This window comes from Methylomonas sp. EFPC1 (assembly GCF_016925515.1).
Taxonomy (GTDB): domain Bacteria; phylum Pseudomonadota; class Gammaproteobacteria; order Methylococcales; family Methylomonadaceae; genus Methylomonas; species Methylomonas defluvii.
This window is the reverse complement of the sequence record NZ_CP070494.1, coordinates 4,404,768-4,430,383: the sequence shown is the minus strand read 5'-3', so window position 1 is coordinate 4,430,383 and position 25,616 is coordinate 4,404,768. Positions and strand designations below refer to the sequence as shown.

At 49.8% G+C, this 25,616-nt stretch carries 29 protein-coding genes; 26 read left to right on the top strand and 3 right to left on the bottom strand.

Going from position 1 to position 25,616, the window contains the following annotated elements:
* Positions 1–55: 55 nt before the first annotated feature.
* From JWZ98_RS20440 to JWZ98_RS20315, 26 genes are all read left to right on the top strand, one after another.
* On the top strand, positions 56–742 hold the full coding sequence (locus JWZ98_RS20440) for a hypothetical protein (protein WP_240348115.1): 687 nt from the start codon (positions 56–58) through the stop codon (positions 740–742).
* Between the two features lie 283 nt (positions 743–1,025).
* A complete protein-coding gene (locus tag JWZ98_RS20435) occupies positions 1,026–2,012 on the top strand; it encodes a transaldolase (RefSeq protein WP_033159418.1) in 987 nt (328 codons plus the stop codon).
* 101 nt (positions 2,013–2,113) lie between these two features.
* Entirely contained in the window at positions 2,114–3,193 is a 1,080-nt protein-coding gene (fbaA, locus tag JWZ98_RS20430) for a class II fructose-bisphosphate aldolase (protein ID WP_205451545.1), read from the top strand.
* Between the two features lie 283 nt (positions 3,194–3,476).
* Positions 3,477–4,025: a flagellar basal body-associated FliL family protein gene (locus JWZ98_RS20425; protein WP_205451544.1), complete on the top strand. Its 549-nt coding sequence runs from the start codon at positions 3,477–3,479 to the stop codon at positions 4,023–4,025.
* Positions 4,026–5,006 carry a flagellar motor switch protein FliM gene (gene fliM / locus JWZ98_RS20420; protein ID WP_033159415.1) on the top strand — a complete coding sequence of 327 codons (981 nt, stop codon included), beginning with the start codon at positions 4,026–4,028 and terminating at the stop codon, positions 5,004–5,006.
* 18 nt (positions 5,007–5,024) lie between these two features.
* Complete coding sequence (gene fliN / locus JWZ98_RS20415; protein WP_020483679.1) at positions 5,025–5,477, top strand: flagellar motor switch protein FliN; 453 nt, start codon at positions 5,025–5,027, stop codon at positions 5,475–5,477.
* Positions 5,477–5,920, top strand: coding sequence for a flagellar biosynthetic protein FliO (gene fliO / locus JWZ98_RS20410; RefSeq protein WP_205451543.1), 444 nt, complete (start codon positions 5,477–5,479; stop codon positions 5,918–5,920). The genes fliN and fliO overlap by 1 nt, the downstream gene beginning before the upstream one ends.
* The gene (gene fliP, locus JWZ98_RS20405; protein ID WP_033159413.1) at positions 5,913–6,659 is read left to right on the top strand and encodes a flagellar type III secretion system pore protein FliP; all 747 of its coding nucleotides are present in this window, start codon (positions 5,913–5,915) and stop codon (positions 6,657–6,659) included. The genes fliO and fliP overlap by 8 nt, the downstream gene beginning before the upstream one ends.
* A gap of 9 nt (positions 6,660–6,668) precedes the next feature.
* Positions 6,669–6,941, top strand: coding sequence for a flagellar biosynthesis protein FliQ (gene fliQ, locus JWZ98_RS20400; RefSeq protein ID WP_020483676.1), 273 nt, complete (start codon positions 6,669–6,671; stop codon positions 6,939–6,941).
* Positions 6,938–7,714, top strand: a complete 777-nt coding sequence (fliR, locus tag JWZ98_RS20395) for a flagellar biosynthetic protein FliR (protein WP_101053275.1) — start codon at positions 6,938–6,940, stop codon at positions 7,712–7,714. The genes fliQ and fliR overlap by 4 nt, the downstream gene beginning before the upstream one ends.
* Positions 7,715–8,842, top strand: a complete 1,128-nt coding sequence (flhB, locus tag JWZ98_RS20390; protein WP_205451542.1) for a flagellar biosynthesis protein FlhB — start codon at positions 7,715–7,717, stop codon at positions 8,840–8,842. It abuts the gene before it with no gap.
* A gap of 19 nt (positions 8,843–8,861) precedes the next feature.
* Complete coding sequence (flhA, locus tag JWZ98_RS20385; protein WP_205451541.1) at positions 8,862–10,967, top strand: flagellar biosynthesis protein FlhA; 2,106 nt, start codon at positions 8,862–8,864, stop codon at positions 10,965–10,967.
* Positions 10,968–10,982: 15 nt separating this feature from the next.
* Positions 10,983–12,398, top strand: a complete 1,416-nt coding sequence (gene flhF, locus JWZ98_RS20380) for a flagellar biosynthesis protein FlhF (protein WP_205451540.1) — start codon at positions 10,983–10,985, stop codon at positions 12,396–12,398.
* Positions 12,399–12,429: 31 nt separating this feature from the next.
* On the top strand, positions 12,430–13,263 hold the full coding sequence (locus tag JWZ98_RS20375) for a MinD/ParA family protein (RefSeq protein ID WP_033159408.1): 834 nt from the start codon (positions 12,430–12,432) through the stop codon (positions 13,261–13,263).
* Positions 13,260–14,006 carry an RNA polymerase sigma factor FliA gene (locus JWZ98_RS20370; protein ID WP_033159407.1) on the top strand — a complete coding sequence of 249 codons (747 nt, stop codon included), beginning with the start codon at positions 13,260–13,262 and terminating at the stop codon, positions 14,004–14,006. Before JWZ98_RS20375 ends, JWZ98_RS20370 begins: the two co-directional genes overlap by 4 nt.
* 87 nt (positions 14,007–14,093) lie before the next feature.
* Complete coding sequence (cheY, locus tag JWZ98_RS20365; protein ID WP_020483669.1) at positions 14,094–14,480, top strand: chemotaxis response regulator CheY; 387 nt, start codon at positions 14,094–14,096, stop codon at positions 14,478–14,480.
* A 17-nt stretch (positions 14,481–14,497) separates the two neighbouring features.
* On the top strand, positions 14,498–15,220 hold the full coding sequence (locus JWZ98_RS20360; protein ID WP_020483668.1) for a protein phosphatase CheZ: 723 nt from the start codon (positions 14,498–14,500) through the stop codon (positions 15,218–15,220).
* A gap of 10 nt (positions 15,221–15,230) precedes the next feature.
* Positions 15,231–17,441 carry a chemotaxis protein CheA gene (locus tag JWZ98_RS20355; RefSeq protein ID WP_205451539.1) on the top strand — a complete coding sequence of 737 codons (2,211 nt, stop codon included), beginning with the start codon at positions 15,231–15,233 and terminating at the stop codon, positions 17,439–17,441.
* 9 nt (positions 17,442–17,450) lie between these two features.
* A complete protein-coding gene (locus JWZ98_RS20350) occupies positions 17,451–18,545 on the top strand; it encodes a chemotaxis response regulator protein-glutamate methylesterase (protein ID WP_205451538.1) in 1,095 nt (364 codons plus the stop codon).
* Positions 18,545–19,291, top strand: coding sequence for a flagellar motor protein (locus JWZ98_RS20345; RefSeq protein ID WP_033159403.1), 747 nt, complete (start codon positions 18,545–18,547; stop codon positions 19,289–19,291). The genes JWZ98_RS20350 and JWZ98_RS20345 overlap by 1 nt, the downstream gene beginning before the upstream one ends.
* 10 nt (positions 19,292–19,301) lie before the next feature.
* The gene (gene motD, locus JWZ98_RS20340; protein WP_205451537.1) at positions 19,302–20,183 is read left to right on the top strand and encodes a flagellar motor protein MotD; all 882 of its coding nucleotides are present in this window, start codon (positions 19,302–19,304) and stop codon (positions 20,181–20,183) included.
* On the top strand, positions 20,180–20,983 hold the full coding sequence (locus tag JWZ98_RS20335) for a ParA family protein (protein ID WP_101053267.1): 804 nt from the start codon (positions 20,180–20,182) through the stop codon (positions 20,981–20,983). The genes motD and JWZ98_RS20335 overlap by 4 nt, the downstream gene beginning before the upstream one ends.
* Complete coding sequence (locus JWZ98_RS20330; protein ID WP_101053265.1) at positions 20,980–21,711, top strand: chemotaxis protein CheW; 732 nt, start codon at positions 20,980–20,982, stop codon at positions 21,709–21,711. Before JWZ98_RS20335 ends, JWZ98_RS20330 begins: the two co-directional genes overlap by 4 nt.
* Before the next feature lie 21 nt (positions 21,712–21,732).
* Positions 21,733–22,206, top strand: a complete 474-nt coding sequence (locus JWZ98_RS20325) for a chemotaxis protein CheW (RefSeq protein ID WP_033159399.1) — start codon at positions 21,733–21,735, stop codon at positions 22,204–22,206.
* A 28-nt stretch (positions 22,207–22,234) separates the two neighbouring features.
* Entirely contained in the window at positions 22,235–22,399 is a 165-nt protein-coding gene (locus JWZ98_RS20320) for a hypothetical protein (RefSeq protein ID WP_165786323.1), read from the top strand.
* Positions 22,399–22,821: a DUF2802 domain-containing protein gene (locus tag JWZ98_RS20315; protein WP_033159398.1), complete on the top strand. Its 423-nt coding sequence runs from the start codon at positions 22,399–22,401 to the stop codon at positions 22,819–22,821. Before JWZ98_RS20320 ends, JWZ98_RS20315 begins: the two co-directional genes overlap by 1 nt.
* Here the strand turns inward: JWZ98_RS20315 and JWZ98_RS20310 are convergent.
* Genes JWZ98_RS20310 through JWZ98_RS20300 form a run of 3 tightly spaced genes read right to left on the bottom strand, consistent with a single transcriptional unit; the run spans position 22,818 to position 25,610 of the window.
* Positions 22,818–23,651, bottom strand: a complete 834-nt coding sequence (locus tag JWZ98_RS20310) for a glycosyltransferase family 2 protein (protein WP_205451536.1) — start codon at positions 23,649–23,651, stop codon at positions 22,818–22,820. The genes JWZ98_RS20315 and JWZ98_RS20310 overlap by 4 nt on opposite strands.
* The gene (locus JWZ98_RS20305; protein WP_205451535.1) at positions 23,648–24,397 is read right to left on the bottom strand and encodes a glycosyltransferase family 2 protein; all 750 of its coding nucleotides are present in this window, start codon (positions 24,395–24,397) and stop codon (positions 23,648–23,650) included. The genes JWZ98_RS20310 and JWZ98_RS20305 overlap by 4 nt, the downstream gene beginning before the upstream one ends.
* Positions 24,390–25,610 carry an O-antigen ligase family protein gene (locus JWZ98_RS20300; protein WP_205451534.1) on the bottom strand — a complete coding sequence of 407 codons (1,221 nt, stop codon included), beginning with the start codon at positions 25,608–25,610 and terminating at the stop codon, positions 24,390–24,392. The genes JWZ98_RS20305 and JWZ98_RS20300 overlap by 8 nt, the downstream gene beginning before the upstream one ends.
* Positions 25,611–25,616 lie beyond the last annotated feature (6 nt).

Sequence of the window (25,616 nt, the reverse complement as noted above, 5' to 3'; positions counted from 1 at the left end):
GAGGTTTGGATTAAATGATCGAAGCCTCACGTTTCTAACAGCATAGGTGATAGACGTGAAAAGAAATGAATTAACGAAAGGCGTGATGGCAGCTCTAATGCTGACCAGTTCCTTAGCTATGGCGGGATCGGATTATCCGGCGGCTGATTATCAGCCAAAGGTACTCTATACCAATCCTGAATATAACGACAGCAAAGCTGCCCCTGCGGCTGCCACAGCACCTGCAGCGAAACCAGCTGTAAAAGAAGTTGAAGCGGATCCAGCTTTCCCAGCGACGAATTTTCAACCTAAAGTGTTATATAGCGATGCTGACTACAAGCACAGCTCTGCAGCACCAAGTGCGGCCAAATCGTCAAGTTCGTCATCTGCTGCCTCCACAACTTCTGCGGAAGCAGCGGTAGATGTGATACAAACAGAAAAGGCTGCGTCCTCTGATTTTTCCTACATTGGTTTAATTTTGTTGGCTGTAGCCGGATTTTTTATCTACAACAAAAAATCGCCTAAAAGTGCCAAAGGTTCTTCAGCTGATGATTACCAAGTTTCATCTGGCGCAACCGGCGTTGAAAAGTATCTGGAAAAAATGGGTGCGAATAAAACCGGCGTTGCCAAATACTTGGAAAAACAAGATTCCAATCCTGCTACCGGTGTTGCCAAATACATGGCAAAGCAAATCGTAAGAGATCGGGAAGCTGCCGCTGCGAAAGCGACTGGCGTGGAAAAGTATTTACGTGATAAAGCTTAATAGCATCTGATTCCTGATGCGGTTGCTGGAACTTAAGGGTTAAGCGTTAACTCTGAACCGGTAGATTTAAATGATCGCCACTTCGTATGTTTTAAAGCGTGTGTTCCGGCTTTGAATATATGCCAAGTGGCGATTCAGTCTTATCAATATAGCTAAAAATAGAGTTTCATCACCAGGGACTCTTTTGCAATCAATCTCCTGCAAGAATTGCTGAACATCTTTTGCTTGTAAAGCTCGGTTCAAACGAGGGGGAAAAATTAACAACACATCTGAGGATAATCCTATGGCAAAAAATTTACTCGAACAACTCCGTGAAATAACTGTGGTTGTCGCCGATACCGGTGATATTCAAGCGATCGAAACTTTCAAACCGCGCGATGCAACCACCAATCCTTCTTTGATCACCGCTGCTGCACAAATGCCGCAATATCAAGGAATTGTTGACGATACTTTGAAAGGTGCAAGAGCAACATTGGGTGCCGCTGCTTCGGCTGCAGAAGTTGTGACCCTGGCATTTGATCGTTTGGCCGTGTCTTTTGGCTTGAAAATTCTGGAAATCGTTGAAGGTCGTGTATCGACTGAAGTCGATGCGCGCTTGTCTTACGATACCGAAGCCACCATCGCTAAAGGTCGCGACTTGATCGCTCAATACGAAGCTGCAGGCATTTCAAAAGAGCGCGTTTTAATTAAAATCGCTGCTACCTGGGAAGGCATTCAAGCTGCCGCCGTATTGGAAAAAGAAGGTATTCACACCAACCTGACATTGTTGTTCGGTTTACACCAAGCGATTGCTTGTGCGGAAAACGGCATCACACTGATTTCACCATTCGTTGGCCGTATCTTAGACTGGTATAAAAAAGACACCGGCCGTGATTCTTATGCGCCTGCTGAAGATCCAGGTGTATTGTCAGTGACCGAAGTCTATAACTACTACAAAAAATTCGGCTACAAAACCGAAGTCATGGGCGCCAGCTTCCGTAACATCGGCGAGATCACCGAATTGGCGGGCTGCGATTTGTTGACCATCGCGCCGTCTTTATTGGCAGAGTTGCAATCCGTTGAAGGTGACTTGCCGCGCAAACTGGATCCTGCCAAAGCAGCAACAGCTTCAATCGAAAAAATTTCAGTCGATAAAGCCACTTTTGACCGCATGCATGAAGAAAACCGGATGGCTAAAGAAAAATTGGCCGAAGGTATCGATGGTTTCGCCAAAGCGCTGGAAGCACTGGAAAAATTGTTGTCGGACCGTTTGGCTGCCTTGGAAGCCTAATCTTGGTCTAGCCGCCGAGTGCAGGCGCTCGGTTGTTTAAGATTTGCAAGGCCGCCGAATCGAGTACGCGGCCTTGATTTGTTATTAACAGGATAAAATTTATGCCACAAAAAATATTTGATGTTGTTAAGCCGGGTGTTGTCACCGGTGAAGATGTACAAAAAATCTTTGCTATCTGCAAAGAAAATAATTTTGCGTTGCCGGCTGTAAACGTCATCAGCACCGATACCATTAACTCGGTATTGGAAGCGGCAGCAAAAGCCAAGTCACCTGTCGTCATTCAATTTTCTAATGGCGGTGCCGCATTCGTTGCTGGTAAAGGTCTGAAACTGGAAGGCCAAGGTTGCTCTATCGTTGGCGCCATTTCCGGTGCTCACCATGTTCACCGCATGGCGGAACTGTATGGCGTACCTGTTATTTTGCATACAGATCACGCGGCAAAAAAATTGCTGCCATGGGTAGACGGCATGCTGGATGAAGGTGAAAAATTCTTCGCTGCAACCGGCAAGCCTTTGTTCAGCTCGCACATGCTGGATCTTTCCGAAGAAAGCTTGCAAGAAAACATTGAAATCTGCGGTAAGTATCTGGAGCGCATGTCCAAAATGGGTATGACTCTGGAAATCGAACTGGGTTGTACCGGTGGCGAGGAAGACGGCGTCGACAACAGCGGCATGGATCATTCTGCGCTGTATACCCAGCCAGAAGATGTTGCTTACGCTTACGAGCAACTGAGCAAAATTAGTCACAGATTTACTATTGCTGCGTCATTCGGTAACGTGCACGGGGTTTACTCTCCAGGTAACGTTAAATTGACGCCGACAATTTTGGCTAACTCGCAAAAATACGTTTCGGAAAAATTCGGCTTGCCGCAAAACTCATTGAACTTTGTGTTCCATGGCGGTTCAGGTTCTTCTCCAGAAGAGATTAAAGAATCTATCAGCTACGGCGTCATTAAAATGAACATCGATACCGACACCCAATGGGCCTCCTGGGCTGGTGTGATGGAGTTTTACAAGAAAAACGAAGCCTATTTGCAAGGCCAGATCGGTAACCCTGAAGGTGCCGATAAACCTAACAAAAAATACTATGACCCACGTGTTTGGCAACGTGCCGGCCAAGTTGGCATGGTGACTCGTTTAGAGCAAGCCTTCCAAGAATTAAACGCAGTTAATTCACTGTAATATCTTGATAAAGCTGCAAAGGCCGTGAGGTCTTTGCAGTTCTTTCTGCAAAACATCCACAAGCTGAGTCAAAAATTTGACTTAACAGCTACAATTCCTCCAGGTATTTTGTGCATACCTGAGCTCCGCTTTTTGCCTAACTGCTTTCCAGTGACGGCTATACTATTATTCTAAAACGATGTTTTTTCTTGTATGATCAAATCCAGCTGATTTTCGTACAGTGGTCTGATTGAGCTTGAATATTTTGGCGCGTATTGTGCTGTAAAAATTTAAAAGGTGGAAAATGGCAGAAGCCCATGGGAAAGAAGAAGGTAAGAAGTCTTCCAAGAAAATAATCATAATAATCGTCGCGGTTATCTTGGTTTTGGCTGGCGCGGGAGGTGGGGCTTATTTCTTTCTGAATAAGCCGGCTGACGCCGAGCATAAAGAAGAAGGCGATGCCAAGCACGACAAGGCGGAGCACAAGGATGAAGCCGCGCATGAAGAAGAGGCCGGCCACGAAAAAGTCGCTGAGCCTGATGTTTATTATGATTTACCAAGCCCCTTATTGGTTAATTTTCCCGCCGGCTCCGGCGCAAAAGTGATCAGAATATCCCTGACAATACTGATGAAAGGTGAGGCGAGTAAGGATGCGATGAAAAAGCATGAGCCGATGATACGCAACAATTTGTTGATGGCCATCAGTGCAGTGGGTGCGGAAAAGGCGAAAACCTTGGAAGGAAAACAAGAGTTAAAAGCCATGATGCAAGCCGAAATTGGTAAAGTTTTGGAAAAAATGGCCGGTAAAAACACCGTTAAAGATGTGTACTTCACTGAATTTGTAATGCAATAAATGTCAACCGCCGATCTATTATCACAAGACGAAATCGATGCGCTACTGCATGGCGTGGACGATGGCGACGTCGATACAGGGGCTGATGAAGACTACAGTCGAGGCACAGCGAGAGTCTATGATTTTAACAGTCAGGAACGGATTGTTCGGGGGCGGATGCCCACCTTGGAAATGGTCAACGAGCGCTTCGCTCGCCATTTTCGGATAGCTTTATTTAACTTTTTGCGGCGTGCTGCGGAAATCTCCGTATCCGGGATTCAAGTACAGAAGTTTTCCGAATTTATTCAAGGCTTATTCGTACCGACTAATTTGAATGTGATTCGGATGTCACCTTTACGCGGGCGGGCATTGATCGTGATGGAACCGCGATTGGTGTTTACCGCTGTCGATAACTTTTTCGGCGGTGGCGGTCAGTTTTATAACAAGGTAGAAGGCAGGGAGTTCACGCCGACCGAAATGCGCATTATTCGGCTGATCATCGACATGATTTTCAAGGATTTAGCCGAAGCCTGGAAACCCGTGATGGATATTGACTTTGAATACATCAATTCAGAAGTCAATCCGCAGTTCGCCAACATTGTCAGTCCTTCGGAAATCGTGGTGATTTCCACTATCCATGTGGAGTTGGAGGGCGGCGGTGGCGATATCAATATTGCAATGCCTTACTCCATGATTGAACCTATCAGAGAATTGCTGGATGCGGTAACCAGCGACCGGGGTGAGGTGGATGGCCGTTGGCAAGATTCGCTAAGAGTTGAAATTATGCGTAGCGAAGTGGTCGTCAACAGTAAACTGATAGAAAAAGAAATGTCTATCAGCGAAGTGATTGAGCTTAAAAAAGGCGATGTGATTCCTATAGAAATGCCGGAAACCGTATTACTCGAAGTTGAGGATGTGCCGGTTTTTCGGGGCAAATTAGGGCTTTCCGATGGTAACTACGCCATCGAAATTACAGAAAAAATGACGCTGGATAATATTTGACAGCAGGGAAGGATAAGCATGAGTGAAAACGACGAAATCGGCGACGACTGGGCCGCAGCGATGAACGAGCAAGCCGATGCTGAAGCTGATTGGGGTGACGCGCTGAAGGAACAAGCAAACGCCGCCAAGAGCTCTCAACAAGGTTTTGCCGCAGCGGAGTTTCCCGAGTTTAGCGAGCAAAAATCCAGAAATAACGGTCCCAGCAGTGATGAAGTCAAGCTGGACGTCATTCTCGATGTGCCGGTGACGGTGTCGCTGGAGATCGGTCGAACCAAAATTAATATCCGCAATTTATTGCAGCTAAACCAGGGCTCTGTTGTGGAACTGGATCGTTTTGCCGGCGAACCGATGGATGTATTGGTGAATGGAACCTTAGTCGCTCACGGCGAAGTCGTGGTGGTTAACGACAAATTTGGTATTCGGCTGACCGACATTATCAGTCCGTCGGAGCGAGTCAGAAAGCTCGGCTGATGACTGTATCTCGCCTGTCTACCCAAATTATTTCGGTATTGATTGCACCTGTTGCATGGGCTGACGAAGCGGCTACGTTGCCCAGGCAGACCGCGAAAGTAGTGACTTCCGGGGATGTCGCACAATGGCTGTTGGCGTTGCTATTGGTGTTGGCGCTATTTTTTCTGTCGGTGTGGCTATTACGTAAAACCGGCAGTTTGGCTTTTGTCGGTAAAAGTCAGTTGGCAGTGCTGGCCGGATTGTCATTGGGTATGCGTGAAAAATTGGTTTTGGTTAAAGTCGGTGAAAAACAGCTACTGTTAGGCGTTAGTAGCGGGCGTATCGATAAACTGCTTGAGCTTGAAGGCGACCAGCGCTTGTTTATGAATACTGAAGAGGGTCAGGAAACCAGCGTATTTGCCAAGAAATTGCTGCAGGTCATGCAAGGTAAGCACCATGATTAAGTTGATTTTTTCCTGCCTGATAATAGGCTTACTGTTTTTGCCGGAAGCTGTTTACGCCGCAGTAGGCATAGATGCTATTACCGTTACCAGTAACCCTAAAGGTGGCGAAACCTATACGGTTACCATCCAGATTTTAGCGTTGATGACTATGCTGACCTTATTGCCGGCATTGTTGTTATCGATGACTTCGTTTACTCGCATCATGATCGTACTGGGCTTGCTACGCCAAGCCATAGGTGCCGCACAAGCGCCAAGTAACCAAGTGTTATTGGGGCTATCTCTATTTCTAACTATTTTCATTATGATGCCGGTTCTGGAGAAAGTGAATGAAACCGCCGTGCAGCCGTACATGGAAGAAAAAATTGACGCAGTGACTGCCTTACAAAATGCCTCCGAGCCGTTTAAACAGTTCATGCTCAAGCAAACCCGCGAGGCGGATTTGGATACCTTTGTACGTATCTCTGGCCGTGAACAAATTGACAAGCCGGAAGATGTGCCGTTTTCCTTGTTGGTGCCGGCTTATGTGACTAGCGAATTGAAAACCGCGTTTCAGATAGGCTTTCTAATTTTTCTGCCGTTCCTGGTCATCGATCTGGTGGTTGCCAGTGTATTGATGTCTATGGGTATGATGATGCTGTCACCGATGATCGTGTCGTTGCCGTTCAAGATTATGTTGTTTGTGCTGGCGGACGGTTGGACCATGGTGATGGAAATGCTGGCAGCCAGCTTTTACGTATAGGCCAAGATCATGATGACACCGGAAACCATCTCGGCAATAGCCCAGGACACCGTATTGATTTCCTTGAAATTAATGGGTCCTATCCTGATTGCCTCCTTGGTTGTTGGTTTGCTGGTGTCCATGTTCCAGGCGGCGACTTCGATTCAAGAACAGACTCTGACCTTTATCCCCAAGCTGGCGACTATTATCGCCGTGTTGATGATAGCCGGTCCCGGCATGTTACAAATGCTCATCGATTATTTCCAAGATTTGATGCGCGATATTCCTACGCTAATAGGATGAACTTCGGCGAAGACGAGCTACTGCGGTATCTTGCTTCGTTTGTCTGGCCATTCTTTCGCATCAGTTCCATGTTCATCACCGTGCCGGTTTTTAGCGTTAAAGCGGTGCCGGCCAAAGTAAGATTAATCGCCAGCCTATTGATTACCTGGGTCATTATGCCAACTTTGCCGGCGATGCCGGATATTGAAATATTTAGCTACCAAGGGTTTATGGTGGCGGTACAGCAAGTCGCCTTGGGGCTGACCACAGGCTTCATCCTGCAAATGGTGTTTTCCATCATGTTGTTTGCCGGACAGACTATCGCTTACAGCATGGGTTTGGGCTTTGCATCCATGGTCGATCCGGCAACTGGGGTGCAGGTGCCGGTGATCGCCCAACTATTTGTGATTAGCGGCAGCTTGTTGTTTTTAGCGGTGGATGGCCATTTATTGCTGATCGAGATGTTGGCGCAAAGCTTCCATACATTACCGGTCGGCAGTATGGGTATGGATAAGAGCGATGTGTGGCGAGTAATCAGTTGGAGCAGTCTGATATTTGCTGATGGTCTGCTACTGGCTATGCCGGTGATGGCGACCTTGTTATTCGTCAACATCAGCTTCGGTGTGGCGTCAAAAGCCGCGCCGCAGCTACAGATATTCGGCGTCGGCTTCCCTATCACCATCATGCTGGGTATGGGCTTAATCTGGATTGGCCTGCCGACCATGCTGGAAGGTTTTAGCGATATGCTGCACAACGGCTTCGCGCTGGTCCATGCATTATTGAGGTTGCAATAAATGGCGGAAGATTCCGGTCAAGATAAAACCGAAGACCCCACCGGCAAGCGACTTAGCGAGTCGCGTAAAAAAGGCCAGATTCCCCGTTCCAAGGAACTCAACACTTTTGTAACGTTGATTACCAGTTCGGCGCTGTTTTTCTATTTCGGGCAAGGCATGTGGCGCAGTATGCTGGAGATGATGAAGCATCCCTTGCAGTTGTCGCGGGAGGCTGTGTTCGATCCGGCGACTCCGCTGATTTATCTGAAGGCAGCGTTTGCCGAAGGTTTGTGGGTAATCCTGCCGTTTTTGGTGGTATTGGTGGTTGCCGATTTGGCGGCGGCGATGATGTTGGGTGGTTGGAACTTTACCAGCGAAGCCTTCGAAATGAAGTTTTCCAAGCTTAATCCGCTGACTGGGATAAAAAAAATCATCGGGATTCAAGGCTTGGTCGAATTGGTCAAGGCCATCATCAAAACCATACTGGTTGCGATTGTCTCCTGGAATTTATTCAAACTGTATTTCGACGATTTCATGGGCTTGAGCCGCTTGCCGCTCGATCAAGCCATCCATCATGTCGGCGATATTATTTCCTTCTGTTTAGTGATTTTGAGTGCTACCTTTTTATTGTTGGTAATGCTGGATGCCCCTTATCAGTTATGGAATCACCAGCGCCAACTGAAAATGACCAAGCAGGAAGTTCGGGACGAGGCTAAGGATCAAGAGGGTAATCCGGAAGTTAAAGGCAAAATCCGCCGCATGCAGATGGAGGCCGCGCAGCGGCGGATGATGGATGCGGTGCCTAGTGCCGACGTCATCGTCACCAATCCTACCCATTTCGCGGTAGCCTTAAAATACGATCAGAACGGCAATGGTGCACCTTTGCTGGTTGCCAAAGGCACGGATTTAGTTGCCGCACAGATCCGCCAGCTGGCAATGGCCTCGCAAGTACCCTTGGTCGCAGCGCCTTCGCTAGCAAGAGCTTTATACTATTCCACCGACCTGAATCAGGAAATACCTCGCGGCTTATTCTTAGCCGTCGCTCAAGTATTGGCCTATGTTTTTCAATTACGGGCTTCGACGCAATACGGCTGGAACAAACCGGTTCCGCCTACCGATGTGCAAGTACCCGACGACTTTAAGCAATAGCCCGGTATCGAGCTGAATTATGGATTTTACGAAAATACTCAACTCACTTAAGGCGCTGACCGGCTTGGGCTTGCGCGCGCCACTATTGATCGTGATGTTGCTGGCGTTGTTGATTTTGCCGCTGCCGCCGTTTGTGCTGGATCTGTTTTTTACCTTCAATATCGCGTTTTCGCTGATCATCTTGTTGGTGGTGATTTACACCCTCAAGCCGCTGGAGTTTGCCTCATTTCCTACCGTCATTCTGGTCGCAACCTTGTTGCGGCTGTCCTTGAACGTGGCTTCCACCCGGGTCGTGTTGATTCGCGGGCATGAGGGTGGGGATGCCGCCGGGAAAGTCATTGAAGCCTTCGGTTCGTTCGTCATCGGCGGCAATTTCGCGGTCGGTATCGTGGTGTTTGCGATCTTGGTGGTCATCAATTTTATGGTGGTCACCAAAGGTGCCGGCCGGGTGGCGGAAGTAAGCGCTCGTTTTACCTTGGATGCGATGCCTGGCAAGCAGATGGCCATCGACGCCGATTTGAATTCCGGGTTGATCAATCAGGATGAAGCGCGTGCCCGCCGGGAAGAAGTGGCGGCGGAAGCGGATTTTTACGGCTCCATGGATGGCGCCAGTAAATTCGTGCGTGGCGACGCGGTAGCCGGCATCATCATTTTGTTCGTGAACATGATAGGCGGCTTGGCGATAGGCGTGGGCCAACACGGCATGAGCTTTGCCGACGCCGCCAATATTTATGTGTTGCTGACCATCGGTGACGGTTTGGTGGCGCAGATTCCATCGCTGTTGTTGTCGGTGGCCGCGGCGATGGTGGTGACGCGGGTTCGCGGCAGCAAGCAGGATATTGGTAAACAGTTAAGTTCACAGCTGTTCGAAGATCCTCGTACCTTGCTGGTGACGGCGGCGGTGATGGGTATCCTGGGTATCATTCCCGGCATGCCGAATCTGGTGTTTATCCTGTTAGCGCTGACATTGGTCGGTGGCGCTTATTTGATCGACAGACGCCGTAAGTTGGAGGAAGAAAAAGCCCTGGAAATGGAACGTATCGTTTCGCCGCAGCAACTGGCCAAAACCGAGATCAAGGAATTGGGCTGGGACGATGTAATGCCGGTCGATGCCATTGGCCTGGAAGTGGGGTACCGCTTGATTCCGCTGGTGGATAGAAATCAAGGCGGCCAATTGATGATGCGCATCAAAGGTGTGCGCAAGAAGTTATCGCAAGAACTGGGCTTTCTGATTCCGTCGGTGCATATCCGGGATAACCTGGATTTGTCGCCTACCGAATACCGGATTTCCTTGATGGGCGTGAGCGTTGGCGAGGCCAATATCATGCCCGAGAAAGAAATGGCGATTAATCCCGGTCGGGTGTTCGGTACTTTGCAAGGCGCGCCTTGTAAGGATCCGGCATTTGGCTTGGATGCGATCTGGATCGACGCCAATCAAAAAGATCAGGCGCAAACCCTGGGTTACACGGTAGTCGACCCCAGCACCGTGGTGGCCACGCATCTCAGTCATATTCTGCAAAGCAATGCGCATGAATTGTTCGGTTACGAGGAGGCGCAGCAGTTACTGGATAATTTGTCCAAAGTGGCGCCGAAGCTGGTCGAGGATCTGGTGCCGAAAACCTTGCCCTTGGGTATTTTGGTCAAGGTTCTGCAAAATCTGCTGCAAGAGCGGGTTTCCATTCGCGATTTACGAACCATCGCCGAAACTTTGGCGGAGTACGGGGTGAAGAGTCAAGATCCGGACATCTTGACCTCAGCGGTGCGGGCGGCCTTGGGGCGCTCAATTGTCCATGAAATCAATGGTGTACAGACAGAGATCCCGGTTATTACCCTCGATCCTGGATTGGAACAGATATTGCATAGGTCATTGCAGACGGCGGGCGAAGGTGGTGCAGGTTTAGAACCGGGTCTAGCCGAGCAGATGCACAAATCCCTGGAGGAAAGTGCGCAAAGGATGGAAATGGAAGGACAGACCGCAGTGTTGTTGGTGTCTTCTTATATCCGCCCTTGGTTGGCTCGCTTCGTTCGTCATTCGATATCCGGCTTACATGTGCTGGCCTATAATGAAATCCCGCAAGATCGGCAGATCAGGGTGGTTTCCACAGTGGGACAGCGGGGACAATAAAACAGAGGTTGCGCGATGAAAATTAAACGCTTTTTTGCAGCAGACATACGGCAGGCCATGCGCATGGTCAAAGAAGAATTGGGCGCCGATGCAGTGATTATGTCCAACCGTTCGGTGGATGGCGGCGTGGAAATCGTGGCGGCCCGCGACTTTGACGAACAGGTCATTCATAAAAATCTCAAGCAACGCGAAGACGAAAAATCACCGCCCAATGAAGTTAAAAAAGTCGATTTGCCCGATCTCGAAGCCGAAAAGAAATCGCTGCATGTTTTAAGCAGCGCCAGAAAACGCGGCGCGGAAGGCAGCATTCCGGAAAATCCGATCCGTCGCAACCTGGATCAATACGTCGGTTATGCCGAAAAACTCCAGGTTGGGCATAACAACGCGCAGAAAATCGCCGAAAAAGTTCGCCAAGTTGAAAAAATTGAAAAACCTGCCTGGGCAAGTGCCGATCCCAAAATCAAACCGTTGACCGAGCCACGGCCGGTGCAATCGCACAACGGCGATAAATTCCTCGACGAAATGCGCGCGGAAATGAAAGAACTGCGGACGATGTTGGACAGCAAACTGTCGAATATCGTCATGCAAATGCCGCAACACGGGCTACCTTTACACGATGATTTGCGTGATCGGATGTTGGAGTGTGGCTTCTCGAAAAATTTGGCGGGCAAGATAGCCAACCGGTTGGGTAGCCATAAGCAATTCGATTTGGCCATCGGCAAAGCCCAGGAAATGTTGGCCAGACTGGTGCCGATAGCCGACGACAACCTGTTGGACCAAGGCGGTATCGCCGCATTGGTTGGCTCCACCGGCGTCGGTAAAACCACCACAGTCGCTAAATTGGCCGCGCAGTTTATTTTAAAACATGGTTCTCGGCAGATAGCGCTGATTACCACCGATAATTATCGGATAGGCGCGCACGAGCAAATCAATACTTACGGCAGAATTTTGGATGTGCCGGTCAGAGTAGCGGGTGATGCGGAAGAATTGCGCAGGCATATCAATAGTTTTTCCGATAAACGCCTGATTTTGATCGACACCGCCGGCATGAGTCAGCGCGATATGCGTTTGGCCGAGCAGCTGAAAACCTTGCAACACGGCGATTTGCCTATACGCTCTTATCTGGTGATGTCCGCCACCACGCAATACAAAGCAATGCTGGAAATTATGGATGCGTTCCGAATACTCGAACCACAAGCGACTATACTAACCAAGTTTGATGAGGCAGTTAGCAAAGGTACCGCGTTGTCGGCGATTATCGAGCGGCGTATGCCATTGTCATTTATCACTGACGGTCAGCAGGTTCCGGAAGATATTTACTTGCCCGATGCCGATGCTTTGATTCGGCAGTGTATGGAAAGTGTCGATCAGGACCATGGCTATGGCGACGACGTGAATGTTGAAGACTGGCTGGCGGAAAGCCATGCATAAGTCATTCGATCAGGCAGCTGGAATTAGACAAATGAGACATATGAAACCGGTGCGAGTAATCGCGGTAACAAGTGGCAAGGGCGGGGTTGGCAAAACCAACCTTTCCGTGAATATCGGCGTGGCGCTGTCCAAAATGGGTAGGCGGGTGGCGATACTCGATGCCGATATGGGTTTGGCCAATGTCGATATTTTGTTGGGCATGTTTCCCGAATTCAATTTGTCGCATGTATTGAGCGGCGAAAAAAGCTTGAAGGAAATCATGATGACCGGGCCTTCCGGGCTAAAAATCATTCCGGCTTCGTCAGGTATTCAGCGGATGTCCGATTTGTCTAGTATCGAGCAAGCCGGCGTGATAAGGGCTTTTAGCGAAATCGACCGAGAGTTGGATGTGTTGATTGTTGACACTGCCGCCGGTATTTCGGCAAGTGTGGTGAACTTTGCTCGCGCCTGTCAGGAAATCATCGTCGTGGTTTGTGACGAACCTACCTCGTTGGCTGATGCTTATGCGTATATCAAGCTGTTGAATAGAGATTACGGGTTGAATAGCTTTCATATCATTACGAATATGGTGCAGTCGGCTGAGCATGGGCAGGCTTTGTTCAATAAGCTGAGTAAAGTGACGGACCGTTATTTGGATGTGGCCTTGCAGTTTGTCGGCGCGGTGCCGCAGGACGAATATTTGAAAAAATCCGTGCAAAAACAAACGCCAGTGGTGGAAGCATTCCCGCAAAGTAAGGCGGCGCTGGCGATTAAGAATTTGGCGCGAAAAATCGACAGCTGGCCGATCAAGCCCAAAGCGGGCGGCTACCTGGAGTTTTTTGTCGAACGGATGATTCAGTACAGCGCGAAAGAGGATGTTGCATGAGTGGAGCGGCAATGTATGCTGCTGTGCAGGCTGGAAATGTTGATGCCTTAGTCATTCAACATGCGCCGCTGGTAAAACGCATTGCCTACCACTTAATGGGACGACTGCCCGATACGGTGCAGCTCGATGATTTGATTCAATCCGGCATGTTGGGCTTGCTGGAAGCGCTGAAACATTATGATGCTGGGCAGGGTGCCAGTTTCGATACCTATGCCGGTATCCGCATTCGCGGGGCCATGCTGGATGAATTGCGCCGTTCGGATTGGACGCCGCGTTCGGTGCATAAGAAAGCCCGGATGGTAGCGGAGGCGATACGCGAGGTTGAGAATCAGCTGGGACGTGATGCCAAGGATACCGAAGTGGCCGGGCATATGGGTATCGATCTGACTGAATACCATCATATTTTGCAGGACGCGGTGTCTTGTAAGACCTTTAGCGTCGAAGAATTGGTGCAAGGCGAAGACAGTGTTATAGATGATGTGCACGGCAATCAGCAGCCGGAAGATGTGCTGATCCAACAGAATTTTCAAAAAGCCCTAGCCAAGGCCATCTCGGAATTACCGGAACGGGAGCGCTTAGTCATATCGCTGTATTACGACGAAGAGCTGAATTTGCGTGAGATTGGCAAGGTGCTCGATGTCAGCGAATCGCGGGTTAGCCAAATTTGTAGTCAGGCGATGTTGCGCTTACGCGCTAGACTTGCGGATTGGGTGGAAGGGAAAGATAATGAAAAGTGCAGCTAATGTGTGGTTATTGCAGGAATTTTTCGCATTTATTGGTCACAATTTAGCGGTTTCTTAACAATAAAGTAATCTGGGTGGAGATTATCCTTGGATAAAAATATGCGTATTCTGGTTGTCGATGACTTTTCGACAATGCGGAGAATAGTAAAAAACCTGTTGAAAGATCTGGGTTTTACCAACACCGTGGAAGCGGACGACGGTAAAACAGCACTGCCTATTCTGGAAAAAGGCGGTATCGATTTTTTGATTACTGACTGGAATATGCCGGGCATGACCGGCATCGATTTATTAAAGGCCGTCAGGTCTACTCCCAGTTTGGCTAATCTGCCGGTGTTGATGGTCACAGCCGAAGCCAAGCGCGAGCAAATCATTATGGCTGCACAGGCCGGTGTAAATGGTTATGTCATCAAGCCTTTTACGGCTGCTACGCTTAAAGAGAAAATCGAAAAGATTTTTGAACGCATCGACGGCTGAAGCACAGGGAGATTACCATGAATACTGACCTGCTGAGTTTGGCCCGAGATTTGGTCGCAGCATTAGAAAAGTGCGACGAAGCGGCTGCCGATGAAATTCTTGATCAAGTAGCCGGATTAAGAGAAACACAATTGTTTAAAGAAATTGGCCGCCTAACTCGCCAATTGCACGATACCATGGTGAGTTTTTCCGTCGACTCCAAAATAGCGGCCATGGCTGAGCACGATATTCCGGATGCCAAGGAGCGTCTGCATTATGTGATCGCGATGACGGAGCAAGCCGCAGATCAAACCTTAACCGCCGTTGAAGAGTTATTGCCGGTATCGGATGAGCTAAACGGGCAGGTTAAACAATTGTCGGCGCAATGGAATCGCTTTTTGGATCGGGAAATGCCATTTGACGAGTTTAAAGCAATGAGCGCCGATCTCAGTCAGTATTTTGAGCAGTCGCAAGTGTCTCTGGAAAAAATCCAGGCGGGTTTAAACGATATATTGATGGCTCAAGGGTTTCAAGATATTACCGGGCAGATTATCCGCCGGGTTATCGATTTGGTGCAGGATCTTGAAGGCAGCATGGTGAATCTGATCAAAATTTCCAGTCGTAAAATTACGCCAAGCAGCGGTGCCGCGTTGCAGCCCGAAGTGCCCGGACCGGTTGTTCCCGGAGTAGATGACAGAGCCGGTGATGTGGCCACCAGTCAGGTCGATGTTGACGATTTACTGTCTAGTCTAGGTTTCTGAGGAAAACAACATGGCGATCGATCTGGACGACGAAATATTGCAAGACTTCCTGGTCGAGGCCGGGGAGATTCTCGATTCTCTGGGTGAGCAGCTGGTGGAACTGGAGCAATCGCCTGGCGATCTCGATCTTCTGAATTCCATATTTCGCGGGTTCCACACCATAAAGGGCGGCGCCGGTTTTTTGGCTATTAGCGCCTTGGTCGATGTCTGTCACAACGCCGAAGACGTTTTTAACGTGCTCAGACAGGGTGATCGCCAAGTCACGCCGGATTTGATGGACGTGATTTTGCAAGTCGTGGACATCGTCAACGAGATGTTCGGGCAAGTCCGTTCCGGTAATACGCCAAAATCGGCCGATCAAGGTCTATTAAAACGCTTGAAATCTTACGCGGGGCCGGCCGAAGCTGCCGCGCCTGCTGAGATAGCGGTTGAAGCCGCTGTCATCAACGAAACCTTCGAATCCACCCCGCCGCTATCCCCTCAAGAATCCGCAGCGCAAGACTATGATGCAATGCTCGATCCAGAGGAGTTATTGGCCAACGAATCTGGCTCGGAAGATGGCGATGAAATTACCGAGCAGGAATTCGAAGATTTGCTGGATGCGCTGCATGGTAAGGGCGGTTCTCCCACCGCGAACATCGCAGCGCAATCGGCAGTGCCGACGGCGGATGACGAAATCAGTGAAGACGAGTTTGAAAATCTGCTGGACGAGTTGCATGGCAAAGGTAAGTTTTCTGTAAAAACCGAGCCGTCTGTGCCCGCCAGCGATTCCGGCGATATTACCGACGAGGAGTTCGATAAGGTCCTCGATGCTTTGCACGGCAAAGGTAAGTTCGATGCTGCCAATTTGGGCAAGATTGATGAGCCGGCTGCGGGTGAAAAAAACCCACCAATTAAAAATGTAGAGTTGCCTGTCGAGAAACCGTTCGTGGCGGCTAAACCTGAGCCGGTCGCGAAACCGTCCGTCGATGTGGAGCCGGAAAATAGTCTAGGCAAAGTAGCGTCGGTAGTAGATTCCGTTTCCGACAAGAGTAAAGCCGCAACACCCCAAGCCGATACCACCGTCAGGGTAGATACCCAGATTTTGGACGATATTATGAACATGGTCGGCGAGCTGGTTCTGGTGCGTAACCGTTTCCAGACCCTTAAAGCCAATGCTGAAGCCGGAGAGCAGTTGTCCAAAGCGATATCCAATTTGGACGTGGTGACTGCCGATTTACAATTGGCGGTCATGAAAACCCGGATGCAGCCAATCAAAAAAGTCTTCGGGCGTTTTCCGCGTGTGGTACGCGATTTGGCTAGAAGTCTGAAAAAAGAAATCAGGCTGGAGTTGGTGGGTGAAGAAACCGATCTCGACAAAAATCTGGTCGAGGCCCTGGCGGATCCTTTAGTGCATTTGGTCAGAAACGCGGTAGATCACGGAATCGAATCGCCGGATGAGCGCGAAGCCAACGGCAAGCCTCGGGAAGGCGTGGTGATATTGAAAGCGTCTCAGGAAGGCGATCATATTCAGTTGTCCATCAAAGACGACGGCAAGGGCATGAACCCCGACATACTGCGCACCAAAGTGGTGGAAAAAGGCTTGATGGATGAAGAAAGCGCCGCCCGTCTTGACGATAAAGAGTGTTACAACCTGATTTTTCTGCCCGGATTTTCCACCAAAACTGAAATTTCCGACGTGTCAGGTCGCGGTGTCGGCATGGATGTGGTGAAAACACGGATCGCGCAAATGAACGGTGTGGTGGAAATCGATTCGGTGGAAGGTAAGGGCAGTACCATTATCATTAAGGTGCCGTTGACTTTGGCTATTATGCCGACCCTGATGGTGAAGTTGCGCGGGCAGGCTTTCGCGTTACCCTTGGCCAGCGTCTTGGAAATACTCGATCTGGATTTGAGCAAAACCAATAAGGTAGATGGTCAATTGGTGGTAATGGTCAGAAACAAGGCCTTACCGCTGTTTTATTTAAGCGAATGGCTGGTCAGAGGTTCTTACTTCACAGGCGAAACGCAGCCGACCAATCATGTGGTGGTGGTGAACGCCGGCGGCAGGCATGTCGGGTTCGTGGTGGATCAATTAATCGGTCAGGAAGAAGTGGTGATTAAAGCGCTGGGTGCCAAGTTACATGGATTGGAAGGATTGGCGGGAGCAACCATCACCGGTGACGGCAAGATAGCACTGATACTCGATGTGCCTGGTCTGATGAAGAAGTATGCGATGTGACGCGGCAATATGACCATAAGGGTGCTGATCGTCGACGACTCCAGTTTTATCTGTAAAAGAATTCGGGAAATTTTAGAAGAGGATCAAGAGTTTATAGTGATTGGCGTCGCTCACGACGGTCGCGAAGCCATAGAACTTGCGGCAAGTCTGCAGCCGGACGTTATCACTATGGATGTGGAGATGCCAATCATGGATGGTATCACGGCAGTCAAAAAAATCATGGGCACCCGGCCCTGTCCGATACTAATGTTTTCGGCAATGACGCAAGTCGGCGCTCAAGCCACTCTGGATGCGTTGAATGCCGGCGCTATCGACTTTTTGCCCAAGCAGTTGGAAGACATTGATGCTAATCGTGAAACGGCTCGCTACTTACTGAGATATAGAGTGAGAATGGTGGCTTCTCAGGCTACTAGAATGTCTTCCCCACGACCTCTGCCGCGCGTGAATCAAGAAGAACATCAGAGCTCAACCGCCGAAAACCCCGTAGTTAAGCCGATACGCGCTGCGTCCGCGTGGCCAAAAACTGCAACCAGCAGCAAAATCGAGCTTTTGGTGGTTGCCGCCTCGACAGGCGGGCCGGTCGCCATGCAATACGTGCTGAGCAAAATTCCGGCTGAGTGTTCGATACCTATATTGCTGGTGCAACACATGCCGCCTAATTTCACCAAAAGCTTTGCCGAACGCTTGAATTTGCTATGCAATATTAATGTCAGGGAGGCGCGGGATGGTGACGTATTGCAGCCGGGTACCGCGTTATTGGGGCCAGGTGCAATGCAGATGCAAGTTAAGCAAGTAGCCGGTGAGCGGCGGATTGTGTTGCGGGCCAAGCAAAGTGGGGAAATTTATAGTCCCTGTGTTGATATTACTTTTGACTCGCTTGCCGAGGTATTCGCCGGGCATGTGTTGGCGGTGGTGTTGACCGGCATGGGCGCAGACGGCAAGGCTGGTGCTATGAAGTTAAAGCAGCGCGGCGCGCAAATCTGGGCGCAGGACGAGGCGACAAGTACTATCTACGGCATGCCGAAAGCCATCGCAGAAGCCGGTCTGGCGGATCATATTTATTCTCTGGAAGAGATTGCCAACCAATTTAAAAAATTACATTGATGGATATTCTCAGTATTTTGGGTGTGTTGATAGGTTTTGCCGCGATTATCGGCGGTAACCTAATGGGGGGAGGAGAACTCGGGTCCCTGATCAATTTTCATGCCTTCATTATTGTGGTGGGCGGTACGCTGGGAGCGACACTGTTGCAATTTCCGCCTAAGGTATTTCTGCGCAGCTTACGTATTTTGAGTTGGATTTTTGTGCCGCAAAATTTGCAGCTTAAAAAGCAAATCGACAAGATTGTGCGCTGGAGTTCGTTGGCGCGTAAAGAAGGCCTGTTGGGGCTGGAATCGGTTATCGAAACCGAAAAAGACAGTTTTGCCAAAAAAGGTTTGCAGTTGCTGGTCGACGGCAACGAGCCGGAAGTGATACGCGATTGCCTTGAGGTTGAGCTGACTACAAAGGAGCATTTGGATACTCAAGCGGCAAGGGTTTTCGAGGCGATGGGTGGGTATGCGCCGACGATCGGCATTATTGGCGCGGTAATAGGCTTGATTCACGTCATGCAGAATTTAGCCAAACCGGAGTTATTGGGTAGCGGCATCGCGACAGCTTTCGTGGCGACTATTTACGGTGTCGGCCTAGCCAACTTATTGTTTATTCCTATCGCCAATAAGCTGAAGAGTCTGATTTTCGAAGCATCGCAAGCCAGGGAAATGGTGATAGAAGGCATTTCGTCGATAGCCGAGGGCGAAAACCCGCGCAATATCGAGTTGAAATTATCCGGCTTTTTATTGGAAAAATAAGGGAGGCCTTATGAGTCGGCGCAGACGTAGACCATTGCAACAGGCCGATAATCACGACCGCTGGATGGTGTCTTACGCGGATTTCGTGACCTTGCTGTTTGCGTTTTTTGTGGTGATGTATTCTATTTCCTCGGTTAATAAGGGTAAGTACGAAACTTTCTCCGAATCGCTGGACCAGGCACTGTTTCACAACGAAAAGATCCAAAAAGAAGCCGAGCCGATTCAGATCGGTGTGATTCCCACCACGATCCAGCCGATTGAATTGCCAAATTTGATGACGGCCGAGGAAAGAGAGCTGAGCGAAGAAATCATGCAGGAGAAACGCCGGTTGGATGAAGTGTCGCAGGAGTTTCAACGAGCCTTGCAGCCTTTTGTGGAAAGCCAGTTGGTGGGTATCAAACAGCACGATTTCTGGGTGGAACTGGAAATGAATAGCGAGTTACTGTTTGCCAGCGGTAAGGCCGAGCTCTCCAGCAAGGCCGTTCCGGTGTTGCAGAAAGTTGCAGAGGCCGTGCGCGACGTACCCAATGTGATCAATGTCGAGGGATATACCGACAACGTACCGATTTCCACCGGCTTTTATCCGTCCAATTGGGACTTGTCTTCGGCCAGGGCAACCAGTGTGGTCAAGGAATTGGTAAAAAACAATATTCCGGCGACACGATTATCGGCGGTGGGCTATGGAGAATTTCATCCGATCGCCGATAACAAAGACGAGGAGGGGCGTTTTAAAAATCGGCGAGTTGTATTGGTGCTGATGTCGCAAGCCTTTGCTCGTTACGGCATGACTGACGACGAACGCGCGAAAGTGCTGAATTTGGCGCCGTCACAGCCCAGCTCGCCACCTGAAACCGCAGTTGAAAAGACGCCGGAAGCGCCGGCTCAGTTATGAAAATATGGTCAGTTTCCAATCAAAAAGGCGGAGTCGGTAAAACGACTACCGTGGTGACACTGGGTGGCTTATTGTCGTCCTGGGGGTTCAGGACTTTGCTGGTCGATTTGGATCCCCATGGTTCGTTGACCAGCTATTTCAAGATGAATCCGGATGAGATCGAGCTTGGCGTTTACAATTTATTTCTTGACGCTAGCGAGAAAAAGAAAAACGTCGATCCTCAGGTCTATATCGCCAAAACCGACTTCGACGGTATCGATGTCTTGCCCGCATCCACTGCTATAGCCACCTTGGATAGGCAGGTCGCCGCAATCGGCGGCATGGGCTTGGTGGTTGCTACCGCATTACACAAAGTGGCCGACCAATACGACTATGTGATTATCGATAGCCCGCCGATGTTGGGGGTGTTAATGATCAATGCGCTGGCGGCCTGCGATCATTTAGTGATTCCGGTTTTAGCCGAATTCCTGGCCCTAAAAGGTCTGGATAGAATGGTGCATACCATAAAAATGGTTTTTCATTCCCGGAAAACACCGCCTAAATTCACTATCGTGCCGACCATGTTTGATAAACGCACCAAGGCGGCTCGCGACAGCTTAGCGGCCTTACATCAACAGTATCCAGACAATGCCTGGAGTTCGGTCGTCCCGGTGGATACTAAAGTGCGGGATGCCAGCCAGGCCGGTATTCCCTTACCCCTTTACGACAAAAGCGCGCGTGCGGCCGAAGCCTATGCCGAATTGTTGGAACTGTTATTGCTTGATAAGAGTCCAGACAAAAACTTGGCACCGCATAAATGACTCAGGCAAAACCACCCCCCAGTATCGTTCATCAACAGTTAGCGCTTGATGTGTATCTGCAGACGCTATTGGATGAGGTACCCGAGGCTGAGGAAGCTGTTAGCGTAAAGCCGGCAATATTGCTGGAACAGCTTGTTGTTGAGGAGCCTATCAAATTGCCGGATCCTGCTCCGGTCGTGACCGGCAGTCCAAAAGCAATCTCCAAAGCACTGGTCAGGAACCGGCAACCCAAGCTTGTAGAGCCGGAAATCCCGGCTAAACTACAGGCACTGTCTATCATGCCGGATTGGTCGCAGTATGAGTTTCAGGCTTTGTTTTTTAAGGTTGATAAGCTGATATTGGCAACGCCGCTGATCGAGTTGTCGAGAACGATCAAAATCGACCGCAAGCCCACGAAAATTCCCGGACAACCCTCTTGGTTCTTGGGTTTGCTGGACGAGCATGATAGCCGTATCGGCGTGCTTGATACCCGGCAGCTGATTTTTGGCAAAAGCCGAGGCCTGCAACCGGATAGTGAAGAATATCCGTTCGAGCGCATTTTAATCACCCAGGATAAAAAATGGGGTTTGGTGTGTGATGAAATTCTCTCCATCGGTAAAGTAAAGCCCGATGGGGTCAGATGGCGAACGGCCAGACAAAAAAAACCATGGTTAATCGGTACGGTAATAGACGAGTTGACAGCGATTATCGATGTTAAACAGTTGGTACCGCATAGAAAAAATAGTTAAACAGCATCTGGATAAAGCAAAATGAGCGAAGATAAAAAACAAGGCGACCCTATCATGCAATGGGTGACTTTTTGTCTAGGTGACGAAAAGTACGGTATCAATGTCATGCAAGTACAAGAGGTATTGCGGATTACCGAAATTGCCCCAGTGCCCGGCGCGCCGTCGTATGTATTGGGGATTATCAATTTACGCGGTAATGTGGTGACGGTGATCGATACCCGTAACCGTTTCGGCTTACCTTCCAAAGACACCGATGATGCGTCACGGGTAGTGATCATCGAAACCGACCGGCATATCATCGGCATTTTGGTGGATAGCGTCGCCGAAGTCGTGGAAATGCGCGCTTCCGAGATTGAAACCGCGCCTAACGTCGGCAATGAAGAAAGCTCAAAATACATTCAAGGTGTCACCAGCCGAGATAATCAGTTGTTAATTCTGGTGGATTTGAATAAATTCCTCAGCGACGACGAAAAAGCCGAGCTGGATATGTTTTGATTGCCTAACTAGGCATGCGAGGTGCCAGATGGCCGAGATAACACCGATCACGCCTTTTTCTCCAATACATACCGTATACAAGGTCGAGCGCGAAGAGCGTGAAAAGCGCCAGCCGCAAAAACAACCGCAGACCAAACCCGACCCAAACAAAGACGATAAACAGCCTGCCGAGCATGTTGACGAAATAGTGTGATGAGCGAATATTTAGTGCTGGTTTTGGCGGGGGTAGTCGTATTTATGCTAGCGGTGTTAGTTCGGCTGTTGCGCCAGCAGCAAACACTAAAACAACAATTTCAGCGTCTTGAAGAGCGGGTGCAGCGTAGCAACGAGGATGTGGCCGGCCTTTGCTCTGCCGCTGTGGCTGTTGACCGGCGGCTGGCGGCGAACGACTCGCGATTGAATAGCATTGTCGATCAAGTCAACACGCAACGGCAAACCGTTGCTGACGTGGCGCCCGCTGAACCTATCCCCGCAGGCGGCTATGAAGATGTCATCCAAAAAATCCGCAGCGGGGTTGGCATTGAGGCGCTGGTCCGGGATTGCGGCTTGACCCGTGATGAAGCGGTTTTATTAATGCGTTTGCATGGCGGCGGCAAACGTTCCGGTTTGGGTTAGGCGCTGGTCGTTTCCAGATACTGGTCCACGCCCCGTTCCGCACGAGTTATCGATATATCCGCTACCCTCTGTAACAAACGCCGGTAATTTTCATCGTGTTGACTTCTATCGTTATGCCGGTGCCAAAGATGTAATACCGGTACCGCAAAGCGGCCCTCTTTCCGTTTGACGCCTTGATGAATCAGGCGGATCACCAAGTCCGAATCTTCATATCCCCAGCCTTCGAAGACTTCATCAAAACCATTTGTTGCCAGAAAATCGTCTTTCCAGACCGCCAGATTGCAAGTCATGGCTTTTTGCCAATTCTGCGGTTGCCGATAACGCCAGCTGTGCAGAGGTAAATACAGTAACGGCAACAAACGGTTGATGCGGCCTTGCAGTCGTTGCCATAAAAAAAAGCCAAGTGACTGTTTATGCAGGGGTATTTTTTGCCCTAATACCAGTGATGTGTAAGCTTCGTTCAATAACAGCCGGTTGCCCGGAACGAAATAACCGGTTTCGGCCAATTGCCGATGATGGCTAATAAAATCCGGTAGCGCAACGCAATCGCCGTCCATAAACAGCAGATAATCGCCGCGACTGGCGGCAACCGCTTTATTACGAATGGTGCCGGCCCGAAATCCCTTATCTTCATGCCAAACGTGCCGCAATGGAATTTCGCTGGTTTCGATAAAGCCTTTGATCAATTCCTGCGTTGCCGTACCGGAACCGTCATCGGCGATGATGATTTCAAACCGGCGATCTTGTTGAGCCATCAGTGCGAGTAAACAGGCGGAGAGCGCGTCCGGCCAGTTATAGGTGGTGACGATGACAGAAATCAAGCTGTTCATTTGCTGGCTGTTTTACTGCAAAGCTCGCGTAGTTTCAGGTATTTGTAATAACTGCCCTCGGCGTTGGATATGGCCAACATTAAGCCTTCCGCGCCATCCAGAATGGCTGCCTGGACGAAGTAAGTGCGGATGAAGGTCCACAGGCCCTTGCCGATAGCTTTGCCCAAGCTGGCGCGCTTACCACTTTTAAACATTTTTTCGGCGCCCAGCGAGGAATAAGCGTTGATCTTATGTAACACCTCTGCCGGGTCTACGAAGGCTTCATGCCAAAGCGGGTTATTAAGCCGACGGATAGCCCCTTTAACCTCAATACGCTCATGCACGACTTCGCTGCTGAAGCGTCCGACATCGCGGCGAAACAGCCTAAGCACGTAATCCGGCCACCAGCCGCCATGCTTGATTGGCTTGCCGCAGTAGCTGGATAAGCGGGGGATTTCGAAGCCTTGCACCTCGTTTTGCTGCATGGCTTGCTGGATTTCGGCTTTTAACGCCGGCCCGATTTCCTCGTCGGCATCGATAGACAACACCCAGTCGCCGAGGGCTTTATCCAGTGCTCTTTGCTTTTGCGGTCCAAATCCGGGCCAGTCGGTGATGAAGACTTTATCGGTAAATTGTCGGCAAATCGCGACAGTCTCATCGCTACTACCCGAGTCGAGAATAATGATTTCATCGGCCCAAGCAACCGATGCCAGGCAGCGGCCGATATGTTGCGCCTCGTTTTTGGTGATGACGATAACGCTAAGCATTGGCCTGACGAAGGGCGGAATCCGCAGGATGACTGAGTAAGGCGGCGAGAAAAAACGCCAGCAAATAGCCTTCAGCAAAAGTTTTGAAATGCGAGTTGAACAGGCTTGAAGCACAAATCGCCACCAAAAAACTGGCGGCAATCGGCCCGTATGGCTTGTTATTCATGCCTTGGCGCAATGCGACGACAATGTAAGCAAAGAACAGCAGCAAGCCGACCAAGCCGTTTTCCAGCCAAATAAACAGGTATTGATTATGCGGGTCGCTGGTGCTGGTGCCTTGCCATCCCTGGCTTTTGGCCAAGGCATAATTACTGTAGGTCGGCTTGAACGATGAGGTGCCATAGCCAAACCAAGGCGCTTTCTCGATGAGTTCCAGGGTGTTTTTGTAAAAGACCACCCGAATGCCTACCGATGTTAAATCCTGGCTGCTTTGATAGCTTGCTTGTTCGTCCCAGGCCAGTCTGAATCGGTCTTGCAAGGTGTTGGAGCTCAGGCCAAAGGCCACCAGCACGATGGCGGCTATCCCAATAATTTGTGGTAGTTTGCTGTAGCCATATATCGAGCCCAATGCAAAAACCGCGGCGATGGGGACAGCCAAATAGCCACTCCTACCCGTACTGATGAAGAAAATATTGAATAAAAATATGGCAATTCCCGCCCACACGGCATATTTCCAACGAGGGGTTAGCGGTTCCTGCACCAGGAAGATAGCGCATAGCAGGGCCGCCACAAAAGCAGTGCTCTGGGTGGCGTGATTGGTCATGAAAATACCGGCTTCCCGGCCGTCTCTAACGATAAGATCCAACGCCCAAAGCGGCATCGCAATCATGCCAGCCACCACCATGGCGACAAAATAGCTGTAGACAAAACGTTTTTGCCACTGCGATTGCTGAAAAACACCGAGTAGCAGAAACACGTAAAGTAGTTTTTTCCAGCTGGATAAGGTTTCCAATTTGCTGTGCCAGTCTGTTTCGGCGTAAAGCGTGCCGATGATTAACCAGGCAAAGAAAAGCGCGATCATTTTTCCGATCGGCTGTTGCCAAGACAATTTAAGTGTTTGCAATGCCTGGCCGGAGATTAGCCAGAATACCAGTAACGCCACGCTGGCTATGCTGGCAACCGCCGTGGAAACGGGGGCGGCGATAGCAGCGGCAATAGTGAGGCAGCGACAGATGTTGAGCGATGTCTCGGATGTCAGGGGGGATGCAAGCATATTTTG

Bases quoted from the DNA above. Each gene is read 5' to 3' on its own strand.
- JWZ98_RS20345 (WP_033159403.1), top strand. From the start codon at position 18,545: ATGGATATTCTCAGTATTTTGGGTGTGTTGATAGGTTTTGCCGCGATT.
- fliO (WP_205451543.1), top strand. From the start codon at position 5,477: ATGACTGTATCTCGCCTGTCTACCCAAATTATTTCGGTATTGATTGCA.
- JWZ98_RS20305 (WP_205451535.1), bottom strand. From the start codon at position 24,397: ATGCTTAGCGTTATCGTCATCACCAAAAACGAGGCGCAACATATCGGC.
- JWZ98_RS20375 (WP_033159408.1), top strand. From the start codon at position 12,430: ATGAGACATATGAAACCGGTGCGAGTAATCGCGGTAACAAGTGGCAAG.
- flhF (WP_205451540.1), top strand. From the start codon at position 10,983: ATGAAAATTAAACGCTTTTTTGCAGCAGACATACGGCAGGCCATGCGC.
- motD (WP_205451537.1), top strand. From the start codon at position 19,302: ATGAGTCGGCGCAGACGTAGACCATTGCAACAGGCCGATAATCACGAC.
- JWZ98_RS20320 (WP_165786323.1), top strand. From the start codon at position 22,235: ATGGCCGAGATAACACCGATCACGCCTTTTTCTCCAATACATACCGTA.
- fliQ (WP_020483676.1), top strand. From the start codon at position 6,669: ATGATGACACCGGAAACCATCTCGGCAATAGCCCAGGACACCGTATTG.
- fliN (WP_020483679.1), top strand. From the start codon at position 5,025: ATGAGTGAAAACGACGAAATCGGCGACGACTGGGCCGCAGCGATGAAC.
- fliR (WP_101053275.1), top strand. From the start codon at position 6,938: ATGAACTTCGGCGAAGACGAGCTACTGCGGTATCTTGCTTCGTTTGTC.
- JWZ98_RS20360 (WP_020483668.1), top strand. From the start codon at position 14,498: ATGAATACTGACCTGCTGAGTTTGGCCCGAGATTTGGTCGCAGCATTA.
- flhA (WP_205451541.1), top strand. From the start codon at position 8,862: ATGGATTTTACGAAAATACTCAACTCACTTAAGGCGCTGACCGGCTTG.
- JWZ98_RS20325 (WP_033159399.1), top strand. From the start codon at position 21,733: ATGAGCGAAGATAAAAAACAAGGCGACCCTATCATGCAATGGGTGACT.
- JWZ98_RS20315 (WP_033159398.1), top strand. From the start codon at position 22,399: ATGAGCGAATATTTAGTGCTGGTTTTGGCGGGGGTAGTCGTATTTATG.
- JWZ98_RS20310 (WP_205451536.1), bottom strand. From the start codon at position 23,651: ATGAACAGCTTGATTTCTGTCATCGTCACCACCTATAACTGGCCGGAC.
- JWZ98_RS20350 (WP_205451538.1), top strand. From the start codon at position 17,451: ATGACCATAAGGGTGCTGATCGTCGACGACTCCAGTTTTATCTGTAAA.
- JWZ98_RS20300 (WP_205451534.1), bottom strand. From the start codon at position 25,610: ATGCTTGCATCCCCCCTGACATCCGAGACATCGCTCAACATCTGTCGC.
- JWZ98_RS20435 (WP_033159418.1), top strand. From the start codon at position 1,026: ATGGCAAAAAATTTACTCGAACAACTCCGTGAAATAACTGTGGTTGTC.
- JWZ98_RS20335 (WP_101053267.1), top strand. From the start codon at position 20,180: ATGAAAATATGGTCAGTTTCCAATCAAAAAGGCGGAGTCGGTAAAACG.
- JWZ98_RS20425 (WP_205451544.1), top strand. From the start codon at position 3,477: ATGGCAGAAGCCCATGGGAAAGAAGAAGGTAAGAAGTCTTCCAAGAAA.
- fbaA (WP_205451545.1), top strand. From the start codon at position 2,114: ATGCCACAAAAAATATTTGATGTTGTTAAGCCGGGTGTTGTCACCGGT.
- JWZ98_RS20355 (WP_205451539.1), top strand. From the start codon at position 15,231: ATGGCGATCGATCTGGACGACGAAATATTGCAAGACTTCCTGGTCGAG.
- JWZ98_RS20330 (WP_101053265.1), top strand. From the start codon at position 20,980: ATGACTCAGGCAAAACCACCCCCCAGTATCGTTCATCAACAGTTAGCG.
- JWZ98_RS20370 (WP_033159407.1), top strand. From the start codon at position 13,260: ATGAGTGGAGCGGCAATGTATGCTGCTGTGCAGGCTGGAAATGTTGAT.
- flhB (WP_205451542.1), top strand. From the start codon at position 7,715: ATGGCGGAAGATTCCGGTCAAGATAAAACCGAAGACCCCACCGGCAAG.
- fliM (WP_033159415.1), top strand. From the start codon at position 4,026: ATGTCAACCGCCGATCTATTATCACAAGACGAAATCGATGCGCTACTG.
- fliP (WP_033159413.1), top strand. From the start codon at position 5,913: ATGATTAAGTTGATTTTTTCCTGCCTGATAATAGGCTTACTGTTTTTG.